This is a genomic window from Psychrobacter sp. JCM 18902 (genome assembly GCF_904846615.1).
In the GTDB taxonomy this organism is placed as follows: domain Bacteria; phylum Pseudomonadota; class Gammaproteobacteria; order Pseudomonadales; family Moraxellaceae; genus Psychrobacter.
The window spans coordinates 2,632,192-2,647,584 of record NZ_CAJHBK010000001.1; the positions used below are offsets into that span (position 1 = coordinate 2,632,192).

Below are 15,393 nucleotides of genomic sequence, written 5' to 3' on the forward strand. Positions count from 1 at the left end.
TTTAGTTTAATAGCGCCTCAACGAAGACGGCTCGATAGCTCAGTCGGTAGAGCAACGGATTGAAAATCCGTGTGTCGGCAGTTCGAACCTGCCTCGAGCCACCATTCGTTTAAGAATTCTAAAAAGCCCCGAACAGCAATGTTCGGGGCTTTTTTTATGCCTGTATTCCGTTCTGAAATAAGTCTAATAGCTTATGACAAACGTCTTCTTAATAACACCTCGCAACGTTCACGCGAGTCTAAGTCATAAACCGTCGCGCGGTAATCGATACCATGGCGTCCTTCAAAAAATATCACTCTATCGCCCACTGCTAAAAAGCAGGACGTGCGCGCATCATAAATGAAATCATCAATCACGAACGCCAAATCACGATCTATCTCGCGTACCGTGTAAGTTTCTCCTTGCGGAATCAACCGCTCAAACCATGCGCTATGGGCAGCATTGGTGCTTAATACGCTGATGAGCAGCAGCGCCGATATCACAAATATACTTTTTGACGACATCGTAAAAGTCGAGCCAGCTAGACTGATGCTATTGAGGATGTTTTTATTAACTGTCATAACTTTAACCTACTCAGACCTGCTCAATGATTGATTCTATTCGCCATGCTTCTCATGCTAAACGCTTACTGTCACGGTTGCATAACATTTTTGTGCTGTTTTTTAGACAGCGGCGCTCAGTATACTCGATAGTATTGATAATGATAAATTTGACAGATGACGAATACTAATAGGGAAAAGCGATGAGAGCGTTCGATTACGATTTGGATTATAAAAACCTAGATTTGCGCGCGCAGCCAGAGCTGTATCGGGTCGGGCGCGGCGAGCAAGGCGTTTTATTGGTAGAGCCGTATAAGTCTGAAATCCTGCCACACTGGCGCTTTGCGACCCCTGATATTGCGCTTGAGAGCAGCGAGACAATTTATCAGATGTTTTTAGATTATCTGGCGGCTGATGACTTTGTCGGTGCTGATATGGCGCGTAAATTTATCCAAATGGGCTATACCCGCGCCCGTCGTTATGCCAATCACAAAGGCGGCAAAAAATATAAAGGGCCAGTGCCCGATGATAAAAAAGGTCAGAGCGGCGCACATGGTCGCGAAGAGTTGCCACGACAAATCGAAGACCCAGTCAAAGCAGAGTCAGCGCGCATATTTAAACAAAAATGGGACGAGTGTCGTGAGAACGAAGATTATTTAAGAATGAAAAAGGAACATCGCGAACGTTATAAAGAGGTTGAATAAGCATAAAATATATCAATAAAAATTATCCTCAGCCTGAAAAGATAGAAATATTGATAATGACAGACTGTTAAATAATTGAATTCATGATTTGCTGTGCTAAGGTAATGAGGGCTTGGAGCTAATACTCCAAAAAAGTATAAAATTGATAGCGTGGGTAAGTAATAATGACTGTAGGTATTAAGCAACTTTTGATTTTTGATTTTGATGGCACGCTCATTGATAGTGTGCCAGATTTGGCTGATGCGACCAATGCGATGTTGACCACTCTGGGCAAAGAGACGTACCCTATCGAGGCCATACGAAACTGGATAGGTAACGGCTCAAGATTGCTGGTAGAGCGCGCACTAGTAGGTAAGGTAGACGTGTTAGAAGGCGAGTTTACGGTCGAGGAAGCCAATCACGCAGAGCACCTGTTTTTTGAGGCTTACAAAAATCTCAGTGGTAGCAAAACCGTTGCTTACCCAGATGTCGATAGCGGACTAAAAAAGCTAAAAGCAGCAGGATTTACGCTGGCCTTAGTGACCAATAAACCGATTCGTTTTGTACCGAAAATATTGCAATCCTTTGGCTGGCAGGACTTATTCAGTGAAGTATTAGGCGGTGATAGTCTCTCAACTAAAAAGCCTGATCCAGCACCGCTACTGCATGTCTGTAAAGCGTTAAACGTCACTCCAGAACAAGCTGTGATGATTGGCGATTCTAGAAACGATATCTTAGCCGGACAAAATGCTAATATGGATACTTTCGGGCTGTCTTATGGTTATAATTATGGACAAGATATTTGTGAGCTAAACCCTACCGAAGCCTTTGATAATTTTGCGGCATTAGTAGAATATATTTTCAAAAATTATAAGATAGACAGCTAAAATTTGAACATTCGAATGATTCATTTAAGCCATTCTTTGAAATTATTATTTGCTCCGATAACTGAGCGCCTCAGACACATGAGCGCTTGTAATATCGATACTGTCAGCCAAATCAGCAATGGTACGTGCCACTCGCAATACGCGATGATAACCGCGTGCCGATAAATTCAGACGCTGCTGAGCGAGCTGTAATAGTTGCTGTTCACCCTCTCCTAGTTGGATATATTTATCAATCTCGCTAGGGCTAAGCTCATTATTGACCTTTTGTTGCCGCTGCATCTGATGTTTATGTGCAGCAATGACTCGAACGCGCACTTGTTCGGAGGTTTCGCCAGCTTGAGCGTTTTGCAAGTCGGCAATTGGCAGCGCAGGTACAGTGATATGCAAATCAATGCGATCAAGCAATGGACCTGATAGTTTATCTTGGTAACGTTTAATCTGTTCAGGTCGGCAGCGACAACGCCCTGAGGTATCGCCATCATAGCCGCATGGACATGGATTCATGGCAGCGACCAATTGGAAATTTGCAGGAAAAGTCATCTGCGAATTGGCACGGCTAATAGTGATTTGCTTGGCTTCTAATGGCTGACGCAATACCTCAAGCACACTCCGATCAAACTCTGGCAATTCGTCAAGGAATAATACGCCTTTATTGGCAAGGGTAATTTCACCCGGTTTTGGTCGTGAGCCACCACCCACCAAAGCCACGGCTGATATAGTGTGATGAACCTGCCTAAATGGTCTTGTCCCATAATCGTAATCGCTGTCTGCCACTGAATAAGTGCTGGCAACCTCTAATGCATCTTCATCACTTAAATCCGGCAATATGGTCGGCAGCCGTGACGCCATTAACGTCTTGCCTGAGCCGGGTGGCCCTGTAAATAACAGCGAATGACCACCAGCAGCGGCAATCTCTAGCGCGCGCCGTGCATGATGCTGTCCTTTGACATCAGCCAAATCCACTTGATAGCCAACATGCTGCTGTGCTGGACTCGGTTGTACAACGTCCAAAGATTCATAGGCTGCGCTTGGATTCGCTAACGACTGTAAGTGGTCACAAACTGTCTTTAAGCTTTGCGCGGCTAGTATCGTCACGCCATCCACACGGCTAGCCTCAGCACCATTATCAATCGGTACGATAAGCTGCGGTGTTTGTGGTTTTTGCCGTGGCTCGATCAGCTCTTGTTTAGTGATATTTGCCACCTGCAATACTTTGGACGCCAGCGCCTCAGCTTTGATCGCTCGTGCCACCGCTAAGCTGCCTGTCACTTGCCGTAAATTCCCATTGAGCGCTAACTCCCCGATAAACTCAAACCCTGATAATACTTCTGGATCCAATTGATCACTGGCTGCCAAGATTCCGATGGCAATCGGTAAATCAAGACGTGCACCATCTTTAGGCAAATCAGCGGGGGCTAAATTGATAGTAAGACGACGATTAGGAAATTGAAAGCCAGAGTTCAGAATCGCAGAGCGTACACGGTCTTTGCTCTCACGTACCGCCGCCTCCGGCAAACCGACGATGGTCAATGCTGGCAACCCTTGTGACAGATGCACCTCAATAATGACCTTGGGCGCATGCAGTCCGACGACTGAACGGGTATAGACTTGGGCAAACGACATCAGCATTTTCCTAATATAGGGAATAAATGATAATAGAGTATTATGTATCAGTGCGCAAATGTCGTGTTTCCTTGTCTCATTTTATTTACTAGCATAATTATCAACAGTTGTTATATGATAAACGGATGCTCTTTCGCTCAGTCTTATTCGGCTATGCTGCTCCAAAGATTATCCAAAGGTTCTCACGCCTGTTAACCATGTTATTAAAGTATTGGGTAATTTTAATCGCGCTACAAAGCATTAAAGATTAGCAAGAGTATTGGCAATAAAAGGATTTTATTGATCATATAAAGTTTGCTGGCGGCTTTTTGCTGCAGAGTTATATAACACCTACTTTATATAATACCTACTACCATGGACGGATAAACTTATGAGCATAAAGATGCATAATCGGCGTGTGCCCACACTCACGCTACTGACAGTAGCAGTATCCTTAGGACTATTCGGCTGCTCAGACAGCGACAATAGTTTCAATGACGATGATGTCATATCCCCTTCCACTAATTATGAAGCCGATATTCAGCGCACTGAGTTCGGTATACCGCACATCACCGCAAAGGATTACAAAGGTCTGGGTTATGGCGTCGGTTATGCATTCGCAGAAGATAATTTCTGCTCACTAGCGCGTGAAGTTGTAGTCGCTAGCGGTCAGAGTATGCTGTATCTAGGCGCTGACGGTAATTTGGCTAGCGATGCTTTTTATACGTGGTACAACACTGACAAGCGAAAAGCTGAATTTTTAGCAGCTCAAGACCCTGAAGTCATTGATGCTGTGAAAGGTTATGCTGCAGGCTATAGCCGTTATCTACGTGATAAAGGCGTGGCTAATATCGATCCTGCTTGTGCCAATGCTGAATGGGTACGCGAGATTACTCTCGATGATTTATTGACGGTCTACGGTAAAGCCAATCTACGTGGTGGCTTATCTAATTTCGTCGGTCCCATTGTAGCAGCGGCACCGCCCTCTATTGCTGGCGTTCAGGGTAGCTCAAGAATGCGTAGTGTTCCAGTCGCAAATCCTGTCGTAGAGTCAGCACCTGCATTCAATATGGATACGATTAATGCGATGAGTGGTGGTAGTAATGCCTATGCCTTTGGTAAGGAGGTGACTGGTACTAGTAGCGGGGTCATGTATGGTAATCCGCATGAGCCATGGGATGGCGTCCAACGCTTCTATCAATTTCACTTAACGATGCCAGGTGAGCTGGATGTGATGGGTGCGGCTCAACAAGGTCAGCCTTTCCCTAACATCGGTTTTAATAAAGACGTGGCTTGGAGCCATACCGTATCCACTGCCAAACGTTTTACGCTTTATCAGCTTAGCTTAGTTGATGGAGATCCTCTCAAATACAATTATACTAATAGCGCTGGTGTGACTGAGCAGCGTGATATCGAAACCGTTCCTGTCACTATTCAGCTACCAAATAATCAGACGCAGGTTCACAATATTTATGTCTCACAATATGGACCGATGTTAGCGGTCAATTTACTCAATGGTCAATTACCAGCATGGGGCGCTAATAATCTAGCTTATACTATCCGTGATGCCGCCTCTGAAAACCCAAGAGCACTCAATCAATGGCGTAGTATGAATAAGGCTACGAGCGTTGAGGACTTAGTCGATAGAATGCAAAGCGTCCTTGGTCTTGGGTTTGTTAATACTATTGCTACCGACCGTAATGGTAAGGCACTCTATGCTGACATCTCAACCGTACCAAATGTGACCAAAGCTAAGCTTGAAGCTTGTAGTAGTGCTGCATCTGGCCCCTTTCTTGGTGCTTTAATTGCCGCTGACTTGCCAGCACTGAATGGTAGTACCGCTGCCTGTGAATGGGGAGTTGATACAGACTCACCGCAAGCAGGTATCTTTGGGCGCTCAAACTTACCTTTCTTGGTTCGCGATGATTATGTTGCTAACTCGAATGATAGCTATTGGTTAAGCAATTTAGAGCAACCACTGACTGGATTTTCACCGCTCCTACGTCGTCGTTTAGCCCCCTTCTTAGGTGCTAGTCCAGCAGCTGGTGTTCCATTGCTTATGCGCTCACGTATGGGACTGGTTCAAATACAAGATCGATTCAGTAATAAAGATAACTTGGGCGGTACTAAGTTCAATTTAGACAATATGCAAGAGGTCGTCTATGGTAACCGCAGCTATGTCGCTGAGTTGGTACTCGACGACGTATTAGCAGATTGTCGAGCGAATGCTAGCATGCCTTTGACGGGTGGCTCTACTATTGATGCAACTAATGCTTGTAATATCTTGAGTAATTGGGATCGTCGTAATAATTTAGATAGTAAAGGCGCTCATGTCTTTAGAGAGTTTTGGCGTAATGTGAATTTTAATGAAACGACGGATACGATATTCAGTGTTAAATTTGATGCAAAAGACCCAGTCAATACGCCTCGTGGTTTAATTATTAGTGCGGATACACGTACTGCTTTAGGAGATTCCATTAAGTTCTTCCAAAATAAAAATATCGCTCTTGATGCGCCTTTATCTGACTTGCAGTATATCGTTGATGCTAGTAAAAACGATGAGCGTATTGCTATGCATGGTGGCTTTGGTCGTGAAGGTGTATTCAATGTTGCAGAAACGAGAGGCACAAGCGCTAATGATGGCGCAAACTACCTCATTAATTTTGGTCCAACATATATGCAAACCGTTACCTTTGATAGCGCTGGCCCTGTAGCAGAAGCCTTATTAGGTTACTCGCAAGCTTCTGATACTACTCGACCGTTCCATCGTGACCAGAGTCGTCGCTACTCAGCTAAAGAATGGATTCGCTTACCCTTCAATGCTAATGACGTTAGCAAGCAAGCCGTTGGCAATAAAATCCAGCTAAAAGAATAAGTTTGACGTAACTTGAATTAGTGATAACTTAAATTAATGAGTACTTAAATTAGTGATAAAAAGACCTCAGATATATGCTGAGGTCTTTTTTACTTTATGGAAGCAGTCTGTTTGAATATCGTCGATTCATTATTAAGAAAACTCACCGACCACCCCACTGTAAACAAGGATTTGTTATACTAGTGCTTATTGATGGCTATAACTTTAGCACCATATAGCGCTGTGAAAATTATTATTGATAACAAAGTTATTATGGTTATTAACCATCTATCAAACACCTACTGGCTTTTAAATATTTGGTCGTTAGAGATGTAAGAACAGTAATACTCAAGGTCAAAACGAGGAGTACCGCATGACAGAACATTCAGAATTAAATACTCAGCAGCCTTACAATCGTGCAGGAGAGCAACCGACCACGACACGCCCTGTTATGCAATCAGAAAGTCCTTATGCCAGTACGCGTGGCAGTATGATGAGTAAGCAGCTACCTGCCTTTGATGAAGCTATTATTAATAAATACAATCGTTCAGGACCACGTTATACCTCCTATCCGACCGCTTTAGAATTCTCACCCATCTCTGTTGGTCTTGAGGCAAAGATCCTTCAGAACCGTGAAGCTCGTGCGCCACTGTCTTTATATTTTCATATTCCATTCTGTCGTCACCTCTGCTATTACTGCGCTTGCAATAAAATTATCACCAAGAAAAATAGCGACTCAGGCGATTATTTGCAGTATTTAATCGCTGAGATTAAGCACAAACGCCGCCTGCTATCTGTCCCAGAAGGTAGTAACAAACCCCTCGTTAAACAGCTGCATTTGGGTGGGGGTACGCCAACATTTTTGCGTGATGAAGAAATGGTTCAACTGTGGGAGTTTTTACAAACTCAGTTTGAATTCTTACCTGAAGACAAAGGCGATTACTCTATTGAAATTGACCCACGTGAGCTGAGTGGCGAGACATTGAAAGTATTGCGTAACCTTGGCTTTAACCGTGTCAGTTTAGGCGTACAAGACCTCGATGAAACGGTACAAATCGCCGTCAACCGTGTACATTCAGCAGAGCTCATTGAAAATGTGTTAAATGAGGCGCGTGATCTAGGTTTTCACTCTATCAATATCGACCTGATTTATGGTTTGCCGCATCAAACACCCGCAACCTTGGATAAAACGGTACGCCGTATCATCGAGATGTCGCCGGATCGCTTGTCAGTATTTAATTACGCACACTTGCCAGAACGTTTTAAAGCCCAGCGCCAGATTAAAGAAGCCGATTTGCCAGACCCAGCAGCCAAGCTTACGATGCTTGGCAATACCATCAATACGCTGACCGAAGCTGGCTATCAATATATCGGTATTGATCACTTCGCCAAGCCTGATGATGAATTAGCCGTGGCGCAGCGTGAGGGCAAACTGCATCGTAACTTTCAAGGTTATACCATCATGGGCGATTGTGATTTATTGGGCTTCGGCGTCTCCTCTATCAGTCAAATTGCCAATGCCAATACCCGCTATATTTTGCAAAATGATACAGATTTATCAGTTTATCAAGCGAGCATCGATGCTGCACAAAGTAACTCGGCTGCCATGCCTGCGGTAAAAGTTATCAAAACATCCATCAAAGATCGCTTGCGTGAATATGTGATTATGAATCTACTCTGTCACGACTATATCGATTTTAAAGACGTCAATCAGAAATTTGGTATCGATGCCATCACTTACTTTATCAATGAGATTCAACAGCTTGGCGCCATGCAAGAAGACAAGCTCATCGATATGGACGCGGCTGGCATTCGCGTGCTACCAAAAGGTCGATTATTAGGTCGTAACGTCGCCATGGTATTCGATGAATATCTTGAGAAAAAACATAAGAATCGTTTCTCAAAAGTTATTTGATTGAGTTGTTCCATACATGAAAAGCAGTCATAAAAAAGACCTCACTTGAGGTCTTTTTTATGGTGTTTAATAAAGCTGATGATTGACGAAAAATACCTCTAGGGCGTGTCCTCATTTCAAAAATGGTGATAAAAATGAGATAAATTGCAGTCAAACGAGGAAAATAGCGCAGATAATATCGGGATATTAACCAGCTATTTAACGATGTTTGGCAAAATTTAGCCATTTTTAGCCCGTTTAGATATGATCAATTGAATTGAGGATATGCCCTAGCCTACTTAGTAGACATCACCACATTCAGAAGGCATCACCATATATAGCCTATTTGCATCTTCTATTGTTTTTTCACTGTCCAAATATTTTTGCTCGATTGTGCTTTTAGTGTTGGTAATTATTGAATCCGTCATCGCAAAGTCATCGTCATTCAGCAAACCCAATGAGCCGTCTTGACGCAACCACAAACCTTCTAACTTATCATGCGGATACTCTACAGTCGCGAGAACGTCGACTGCCAAGGTTTTTTTGACTGGTTTGATTGCCAATTCCTTCAGCAATTGCCAATTTTTTTCATCGGCTGCAATAAGCTGCTCAAGCGTTTGTCCATTGATCGTTAAACCCAATAAATGATCTTGCTTGATATTATCTGTATTTAAAATATTCTCAATATCAGTCGCCTGCGAGAGGTCAATTTTATAAATGAGCTTTTGCGCAGACTGGTCTTGCAGCGGAAACTTGCGATCATGTTCAATCAAATAAAACTCGTGATTATTAATCGCAACGATACCCGAAGTTACATGGTGAGCATGATCGAGACGATACAAATACTGTGCTATTTGACCAGAGTATAGATTGATAGTGACGATGCGCGTCAAACTAGAGACACGACCTGACTGATCAGCGTTGTCCATAGAAGACTCCATAATACCCACCAGTGTGCTCTGATCTGGAGTAATCGTTAATGCTTCCATACCGCGATTTGCACGACGTTTGGTAAATTCTGCTGGTAGTAAAATCGGCTGACCATTAGCCATTACATTATTGCGCTGATCGCTCGCAAAGGCATTGATACGCTCAATCTCCACCCCCTGCGCATTATAATGAACCAAATGAGGACCATACTCATCACTGATCCAAAAACTGCCATCTGTGAGCGCAGCAAGACCTTCAGGATCTAAACCATTGATATCGTTTTTGATAGGATTGGTCACTGCATCAAAAGGTAGGTTGGGATTCATAGTCATCGGCTGGCCGTCGACATCGTAAGGGACTTCATTAGTTCCGCCGAGTGCTTGTGGATTTGGTAGCCCAGAGATAGGATTGCCATTTGCATCTTTTAGTAGTATCTCTTTGATCTTAATAATTTGCCCAGTTGCTTGTAGCTCAAACAATCCGATGCGCGGTGTATAGTCAGGTACTAAAAACTGTTTACCCTTGCCTGCACTACCTTCGAAATCCGCATTGGGACCGCGATCGGTGAGCACATAAAATTGATTGGCATTGGTTGGATGAGCCGCTGCATCTGAGCCAAAACCACCCCCTCTAATCTCAAGCTTCCTCTCAGGATGCGCAGCATTGATATGCGTATCATTGAGCACGGTATAAGGTAGTGCCGCGCCTTGGATAAAGTCTTTTGTTTGAATAATTTCTGTATTAATATTTTGTATCGTCATTTTTTATCCCTGATATATATTTTATTCTTGTTAAACGAACCATATGAGTAATTTATTAGATGTAGCGTTCAGCACAATTGACAGTCGAAAGAATAGCCAGCGCCCAATAAGCTCACTGACCATTTTAAGAGTTAATGCTATAACACATGGCTACACATTACTTATTAAACCTTAAGCTTGTCACCCACCATACCTTTGATGGTACTTAAAATATCAGCAGGTAATACCACCATTTTTGCATTGTCAGACTCTGCCAGCTCACGAATCGCCTTAATATATTGTTCACCAAGTAAGTAGACAATAGGCATCTCTTCCTCGCCCATTGCATTAGTAATCAAGCGAATAGACTCTTCAGAACCTCTCGCCAATACCACTTGTGCTTCGGCATCACGACGTGAGGCCTCTAAACGTCCATCTGCCTCTAAGATAGCCGCTTGCTTTTGACCATCAGCACGAGTCACTGTCGCACGGCGCAGACGCTCTGCCGCCGCCTGCTCTTCCATTGATGCTTGCATCGTTTGCGATGGATTAATATCTTGAATTTCTACTGTCTTTAGGGTGATACCCCAGTCCGCAATATCTTCTGATATTGCATGCTTTAGCTTCATTTTGATTTCATCACGGCTAGACAATGCACTATCAAGATCCATCTCACCGATAATTGAACGTAGTGACGTCTGCACCAAATTACGAATACCATATTCATAATCTTCAATACCATAAACAGCCTTATCTGGGCGCACGATATTGATATAAGCCACAGCGTTGGCAATAATAACAACGTTGTCTCGCGTAATGACCTCTTGTGAGGGAATATCAAGAACAATGTCTTTGGTCGTCACTTTATAAGCGACATCATCAACGAAAGGAATAATAAGGTTGAGACCCGGCTCTAGTGTTTGGCTATATTTGCCCAATCGCTGCACCACCCACTTATAACCTTGTGGCACGATTCGAACGCCTTTGAAAACCGTAAAGACAACCAGTGCAACCAAAACCACCATGACAATGCTGAAGCTTTCCATAATTCATCCTTATTATTATAATTGCATCTCTTTATTAATCGCTGCCTGCGATTTCATACTGCTCACAATCAGCTCATTACCGACAATATCGGTCACCACCACTCGATCGCCGACCGCCACCGGCTCACCCGTAGTGCGACACATCCACTCCGCTGCCCCAACAATAGGAACACTGAATCTGACGGTGCCCGCTCTATCTGGCTGTGGCTGGACGATAATCATGCCAGTTTCACCAACGATAACACTACCACCCAAGCCTGCTTTGGTGCGATCTACTGATAAGGGTTTAATAAACTTGAACCATGCCAACAAGAATATGGCAGAAAGCACCAACCAAATAATAATTTGCACAGAGACAGAAATAGACAATAGCCACGAAAGCGCGGCAACGATGATGGCAGCGGCACCAAACCAAAGGCTGGCGAATGTCGGCACAAACATCTCAATGATCAGCAATATAAAACCTAAGACTAACCAATGCCAAGGTTCAATCATCCACAGCATATCCATCATCACTACATTCCCTATCTTTATCATTCTAACTTTTAATGTAGCACATTTTTGGTATTAATAATTTCTTAAAAATCATCAATATATGATGTGTATACTTCGAAAAATATGAGAAACACATACTAAAACTTAGAGCATAAAAAAACGACCGCCAAGGCGATCGTTTCTTTCTTCTTTAATCAACTTATTAAAACTTAATGTGAGCACCTAAAGTCAATAGAGTAATATCTTCAGCGACATAATCATATTCAGCTTCAACGCTCATGCTAGGATTAAAGTTATAACCCAAACCAATACCACCAGCAACACCACTATCGCTATCGCTTTCACTAACAGTGTTTCCAAGTACGTCACTTAAAGACGCATCAATCTCAGCTTTAGCAAATCCTAACTTACCTTTGGCATATAAACCAGTATTAGGGAATTGATAACGGTAAGTACCGTAAGCACCATAAGTTTTAAGGTCATATTCACCCTTAAGAAGTCTGGTACCTGTATCAACATCAGTGTCACTAGAGCCTACATATTCAATTTCAGCACCAAAGTTAGGATCAAAGTTATAACCAGCATAAATACCATAAGCAGTAGGATCATCTAGATCATCAGCATCTACCATGAACTTACCAGCTTTTACACCAACATACGGCTGACCTGCATAGTTAACTGCCGCTTGCGCGCTGACACTCAATAAAGAGCCAACTGATAGGGCGATTAAAGCTTTTTGTAAAGTATTCATATATCTTCCTGTTAAATAAAACTAAAAATACCATCTGAATGAAAATAACAGAGCATATAAGTTAGCTGAACTATTGTCGAATTCGAGATATTAACAGAACCTTATTTCAAATGCACTCTTTTTTAATGACGCTTACAGTGCTTTTTATCGTACAAAAAAACGCACCTCGAAGGGTGCGTTTTTTAGTTATCATACTGCTAATCGAAAACTTAGAATTTTAGCTGAGCACCAACAGTCATTAGATCTGCGTCGCTACCTAACATGTCATATTCAGCTTCAACACTGAAGTTTGGGTTAACCGAATAACCAAGGCCTACACCACCTGCAAGGCTGGTATCATCGTTAGAAATGGTTTTTCTATTAGAGTCTTCAACGATATAGTTACCTTCGATTTCAGTCTTAGCAACACCTAGCTTACCTTTGGCATATAGCGCAGTATTTGGGAACTGATAACGATAAGTACCATACGCGCCATAGCTCTTGGCATCGATATCACCGTTATAATAATCGGCATCGCCTGAACCTACATATTCTGCTTCGATACCAAAGTTAGGATCAAAGTTGTAACCACCATAGACACCATAAGCGGTTGGCTTGTCAGCGCCGTTTACATCTAAGTCAAATTGACCGACTTTTACACCAACGTATGGCTGACCAGTGTAACCGTTGCCATAAGATACGGCAGCTTGTGCACCCATGCTTAATAAAGAACCAGCTGCTAATGCAAGTAACGTTTTTTGTAAAGTTTTCATAGTATTCCCCTAGGGTTATATTTTTAATTATTTGTCTATAAAGTATCTGGATGAGAAAAGATTATTATTGCCATCTTCTCTCACTCGTTCAGCTGATAAATCGTTTTGGCTTTAGAACTTCAACTGAGCGCCAACAGTAAGTAGCTTGGCATCGACATCACTGTCCATCATTGAGTATTCAGCTTCGACACCAAAGTTAGGATTCACTGAGTAACCAAGACCTACACCACCAGCAAGACCTGTGTCGCTGCTAGATCTCGAAACTTTAGCTGGACCAACGGTGTAATCACCTTCTACTTCAGTTTTAGCAACCCCTAGCTTACCTTTGGCATATAAACCAGTGTTTGGGAACTGGTAGCGTGCAGTACCGTACGCGCCATAAGTTTTGGCATCAAGATCACCGTTTCTGTAATCTGCATCATCTGAACCTACATACTCTGCTTCGACACCGAAGTTTTGATCGAAGTTATAACCACCGTAGACACCATAAGCAGTTGGATCATCTGCATTGTCGATATCTAGATCAAACTGACCGACTTTGACGCCGACATACGGCTGACCAGTGTAACCGTTGCTATAAGAAGTAGCGGCCTGTGCGCCAACAGTTAACAAAGAACCAGCTGCTAGTGCAAGTAGCGTTTTTTGTAGAGTTTTCATTATTAGCTCCTTAAAATCAATTTGGACAAACAAGTTATCTATTTATATTGGCTTTTATAGCCCTATCGCCTTGTTTGCTAACGATGGGTATATAGTAACAAACTATTTCAAGTCGTCTGTCAGTGTTTGATGGTATGAGAGTTAAGATTTGCAAGTATTTATCAGTGCTTGGGTTACAAAGGCAAAGATATGAAATCTTTTGTTACAACCACTGAGTTTATGCAATAATCGCTACTCATTTCATCGCCTTTCTAGCAGAAATAAGCATAAAACAATAAGAGATACCGAATATTTTAAGGTAAAAATAATGACCAGACGTATAACTAGCCACCTGCAAGAAGCACTTACAGCACTCAAAGCCACCCAACAATACCGTCAATTACCCAATCTCCAACATCATGGGCGATACGTTATTAGCGAAGGTAAAACCTTACTAAATATCGCCAGTAACGATTATCTGGGCTTAGGCGGCGACACCGAATTACAAAACGAATTTCTCAGTCAACTAACACTGCTATCAGTCGCACAAATACCTAAAATGAGTGCGACGTCCTCACGCTTGCTCACTGGAAATGATGCACAGCTACAAGCGCTAGAGTCTGAGCTGCAGGAATGGTATCAAACCGCTGTCGGCAAACGTGATATACCTGCCTCAAAATCGGTATTGGTATTGAATAGCGGCTATCATGCCAATCTTGGTATATTGCCAGCCCTCACAGCCTTGCCAGTCAAAACACTTATTCTGGCTGACAAACTGGTACATGCCAGCATTATCGATGGGTTGCGTTTGAGCCAAAGCAAACTTGTCAGCTATCGTCGTTATCGTCACAATGATTATGAACACTTGGCGACGTTTATTGAGAAAGCAGCGCCAGACATTGAGCGCATCATTATTGTCACTGAGAGCATCTTTAGTATGGATGGTGATCGTGCGGATTTATGTCAGCTGGTACAATTAAAAGCTAGCGATGCTCGTATCGAACTGTATGTCGATGAGGCTCATGCCATCGGTGTATTAGGTGATACAGGCTTGGGACTAGCGGAAGAAACGCAGACATTGGCTGATATTGACTATTTGGTCGGTACTTTCGGTAAAGCGTTTGCCTCGGTGGGTGCTTATATCATGTGCGATGATGTCGTCAAGCAATGGCTAATTAACCGCATGCGTCCACTAATTTTTAGTACTGCATTACCCCCTATCAATCACGCATGGACGCGATTTATTTTAGCAAAAATGCCAATGTTAAATAATCAACGGGCGCATTTAGCGCGGTTGTCTACCAAGCTTAGTCAAGCCATCGAGCCAAGATACCGTGTGTCCCAGAACATCCAGCATCCACACTATGAATCACCCATTGTACCTTACATCTTGGGCGACAATGCCAGCACGCTTGCCAAAGCACAACAATTGCAAGCAGCAGGTTTTTACGCCCTGCCTATCAGGCCACCCACTGTGCCTGCAAACACCGCTCGTATCCGTTTGGTGATGAATGCCCAGCTGACAGATGAAGACTGCGAACAATTGATACAACAATTATAAATCTGTTGTTATACATCAGCGAC

General features: G+C 43.0%; 13 protein-coding genes and 1 tRNA gene. 6 read left to right on the forward strand and 8 right to left on the reverse strand.

Annotated features, from left to right (window positions below; translation table 11 throughout):
• The first annotated feature begins 28 nt into the window (after positions 1-28).
• Positions 29-104: transfer RNA gene (locus tag JMY05_RS10885), tRNA-Phe, on the forward strand.
• Positions 105-191: 87 nt separating this feature from the next.
• Here the strand turns inward: JMY05_RS10885 and JMY05_RS10890 are convergent.
• Entirely contained in the window at positions 192-560 is a 369-nt protein-coding gene (locus tag JMY05_RS10890; RefSeq protein ID WP_045447618.1) for a hypothetical protein, read from the reverse strand.
• A 182-nt stretch (positions 561-742) separates the two neighbouring features.
• On the opposite strand from JMY05_RS10890, the gene JMY05_RS10895 reads away from it, so the two are divergent.
• A complete protein-coding gene (locus JMY05_RS10895) occupies positions 743-1,243 on the forward strand; it encodes a DUF4385 domain-containing protein (RefSeq protein ID WP_045447616.1) in 501 nt (166 codons plus the stop codon).
• A 164-nt stretch (positions 1,244-1,407) separates the two neighbouring features.
• Positions 1,408-2,109, forward strand: a complete 702-nt coding sequence (locus JMY05_RS10900) for a phosphoglycolate phosphatase (protein ID WP_045447613.1) — start codon at positions 1,408-1,410, stop codon at positions 2,107-2,109.
• 45 nt (positions 2,110-2,154) lie between these two features.
• Here the strand turns inward: JMY05_RS10900 and JMY05_RS10905 are convergent, their stop codons facing one another.
• On the reverse strand, positions 2,155-3,732 hold the full coding sequence (locus tag JMY05_RS10905; protein WP_201615083.1) for a YifB family Mg chelatase-like AAA ATPase: 1,578 nt from the start codon (positions 3,730-3,732) through the stop codon (positions 2,155-2,157).
• Between the two features lie 370 nt (positions 3,733-4,102).
• On the opposite strand from JMY05_RS10905, the gene JMY05_RS10910 reads away from it, so the two are divergent.
• Both JMY05_RS10910 and hemN read left to right on the forward strand, forming a co-directional pair.
• On the forward strand, positions 4,103-6,586 hold the full coding sequence (locus tag JMY05_RS10910) for a penicillin acylase family protein (RefSeq protein ID WP_045447610.1): 2,484 nt from the start codon (positions 4,103-4,105) through the stop codon (positions 6,584-6,586).
• 352 nt (positions 6,587-6,938) lie between these two features.
• Positions 6,939-8,480: an oxygen-independent coproporphyrinogen III oxidase gene (hemN, locus tag JMY05_RS10915; protein ID WP_045447607.1), complete on the forward strand. Its 1,542-nt coding sequence runs from the start codon at positions 6,939-6,941 to the stop codon at positions 8,478-8,480.
• 278 nt (positions 8,481-8,758) lie between these two features.
• On the opposite strand, the gene JMY05_RS10920 is transcribed toward hemN, so the two are convergent.
• From JMY05_RS10920 to JMY05_RS10945, 6 genes are all read right to left on the reverse strand, one after another.
• Positions 8,759-10,150, reverse strand: coding sequence for an esterase-like activity of phytase family protein (locus JMY05_RS10920; RefSeq protein WP_201615085.1), 1,392 nt, complete (start codon positions 10,148-10,150; stop codon positions 8,759-8,761).
• Positions 10,151-10,314: 164 nt separating this feature from the next.
• Positions 10,315-11,175 carry an SPFH domain-containing protein gene (locus JMY05_RS10925; protein ID WP_045447605.1) on the reverse strand — a complete coding sequence of 287 codons (861 nt, stop codon included), beginning with the start codon at positions 11,173-11,175 and terminating at the stop codon, positions 10,315-10,317.
• Positions 11,176-11,190: 15 nt separating this feature from the next.
• Entirely contained in the window at positions 11,191-11,688 is a 498-nt protein-coding gene (locus tag JMY05_RS10930; protein WP_045447602.1) for an NfeD family protein, read from the reverse strand.
• A 184-nt stretch (positions 11,689-11,872) separates the two neighbouring features.
• Positions 11,873-12,421: a porin family protein gene (locus tag JMY05_RS10935; protein ID WP_045447599.1), complete on the reverse strand. Its 549-nt coding sequence runs from the start codon at positions 12,419-12,421 to the stop codon at positions 11,873-11,875.
• Between the two features lie 209 nt (positions 12,422-12,630).
• Positions 12,631-13,173: a porin family protein gene (locus JMY05_RS10940; protein ID WP_045447596.1), complete on the reverse strand. Its 543-nt coding sequence runs from the start codon at positions 13,171-13,173 to the stop codon at positions 12,631-12,633.
• Positions 13,174-13,284: 111 nt separating this feature from the next.
• On the reverse strand, positions 13,285-13,830 hold the full coding sequence (locus tag JMY05_RS10945; RefSeq protein WP_045447593.1) for a porin family protein: 546 nt from the start codon (positions 13,828-13,830) through the stop codon (positions 13,285-13,287).
• 307 nt (positions 13,831-14,137) lie between these two features.
• Between JMY05_RS10945 and JMY05_RS10950 the strand changes: the two genes are divergently transcribed.
• Positions 14,138-15,370 carry an 8-amino-7-oxononanoate synthase gene (locus JMY05_RS10950; protein ID WP_201615087.1) on the forward strand — a complete coding sequence of 411 codons (1,233 nt, stop codon included), beginning with the start codon at positions 14,138-14,140 and terminating at the stop codon, positions 15,368-15,370.
• Positions 15,371-15,393: the final 23 nt, after the last annotated feature.

Bases quoted from the DNA above. Each gene is read 5' to 3' on its own strand.
- JMY05_RS10890 (WP_045447618.1), bottom strand. From the start codon at position 560: ATGACAGTTAATAAAAACATCCTCAATAGCATCAGTCTAGCTGGCTCG.
- JMY05_RS10895 (WP_045447616.1), top strand. From the start codon at position 743: ATGAGAGCGTTCGATTACGATTTGGATTATAAAAACCTAGATTTGCGC.
- JMY05_RS10900 (WP_045447613.1), top strand. From the start codon at position 1,408: ATGACTGTAGGTATTAAGCAACTTTTGATTTTTGATTTTGATGGCACG.
- JMY05_RS10905 (WP_201615083.1), bottom strand. From the start codon at position 3,732: ATGTCGTTTGCCCAAGTCTATACCCGTTCAGTCGTCGGACTGCATGCG.
- JMY05_RS10910 (WP_045447610.1), top strand. From the start codon at position 4,103: ATGAGCATAAAGATGCATAATCGGCGTGTGCCCACACTCACGCTACTG.
- hemN (WP_045447607.1), top strand. From the start codon at position 6,939: ATGACAGAACATTCAGAATTAAATACTCAGCAGCCTTACAATCGTGCA.
- JMY05_RS10920 (WP_201615085.1), bottom strand. From the start codon at position 10,150: ATGACGATACAAAATATTAATACAGAAATTATTCAAACAAAAGACTTT.
- JMY05_RS10925 (WP_045447605.1), bottom strand. From the start codon at position 11,175: ATGGAAAGCTTCAGCATTGTCATGGTGGTTTTGGTTGCACTGGTTGTC.
- JMY05_RS10930 (WP_045447602.1), bottom strand. From the start codon at position 11,688: ATGATGGATATGCTGTGGATGATTGAACCTTGGCATTGGTTAGTCTTA.
- JMY05_RS10935 (WP_045447599.1), bottom strand. From the start codon at position 12,421: ATGAATACTTTACAAAAAGCTTTAATCGCCCTATCAGTTGGCTCTTTA.
- JMY05_RS10940 (WP_045447596.1), bottom strand. From the start codon at position 13,173: ATGAAAACTTTACAAAAAACGTTACTTGCATTAGCAGCTGGTTCTTTA.
- JMY05_RS10945 (WP_045447593.1), bottom strand. From the start codon at position 13,830: ATGAAAACTCTACAAAAAACGCTACTTGCACTAGCAGCTGGTTCTTTG.
- JMY05_RS10950 (WP_201615087.1), top strand. From the start codon at position 14,138: ATGACCAGACGTATAACTAGCCACCTGCAAGAAGCACTTACAGCACTC.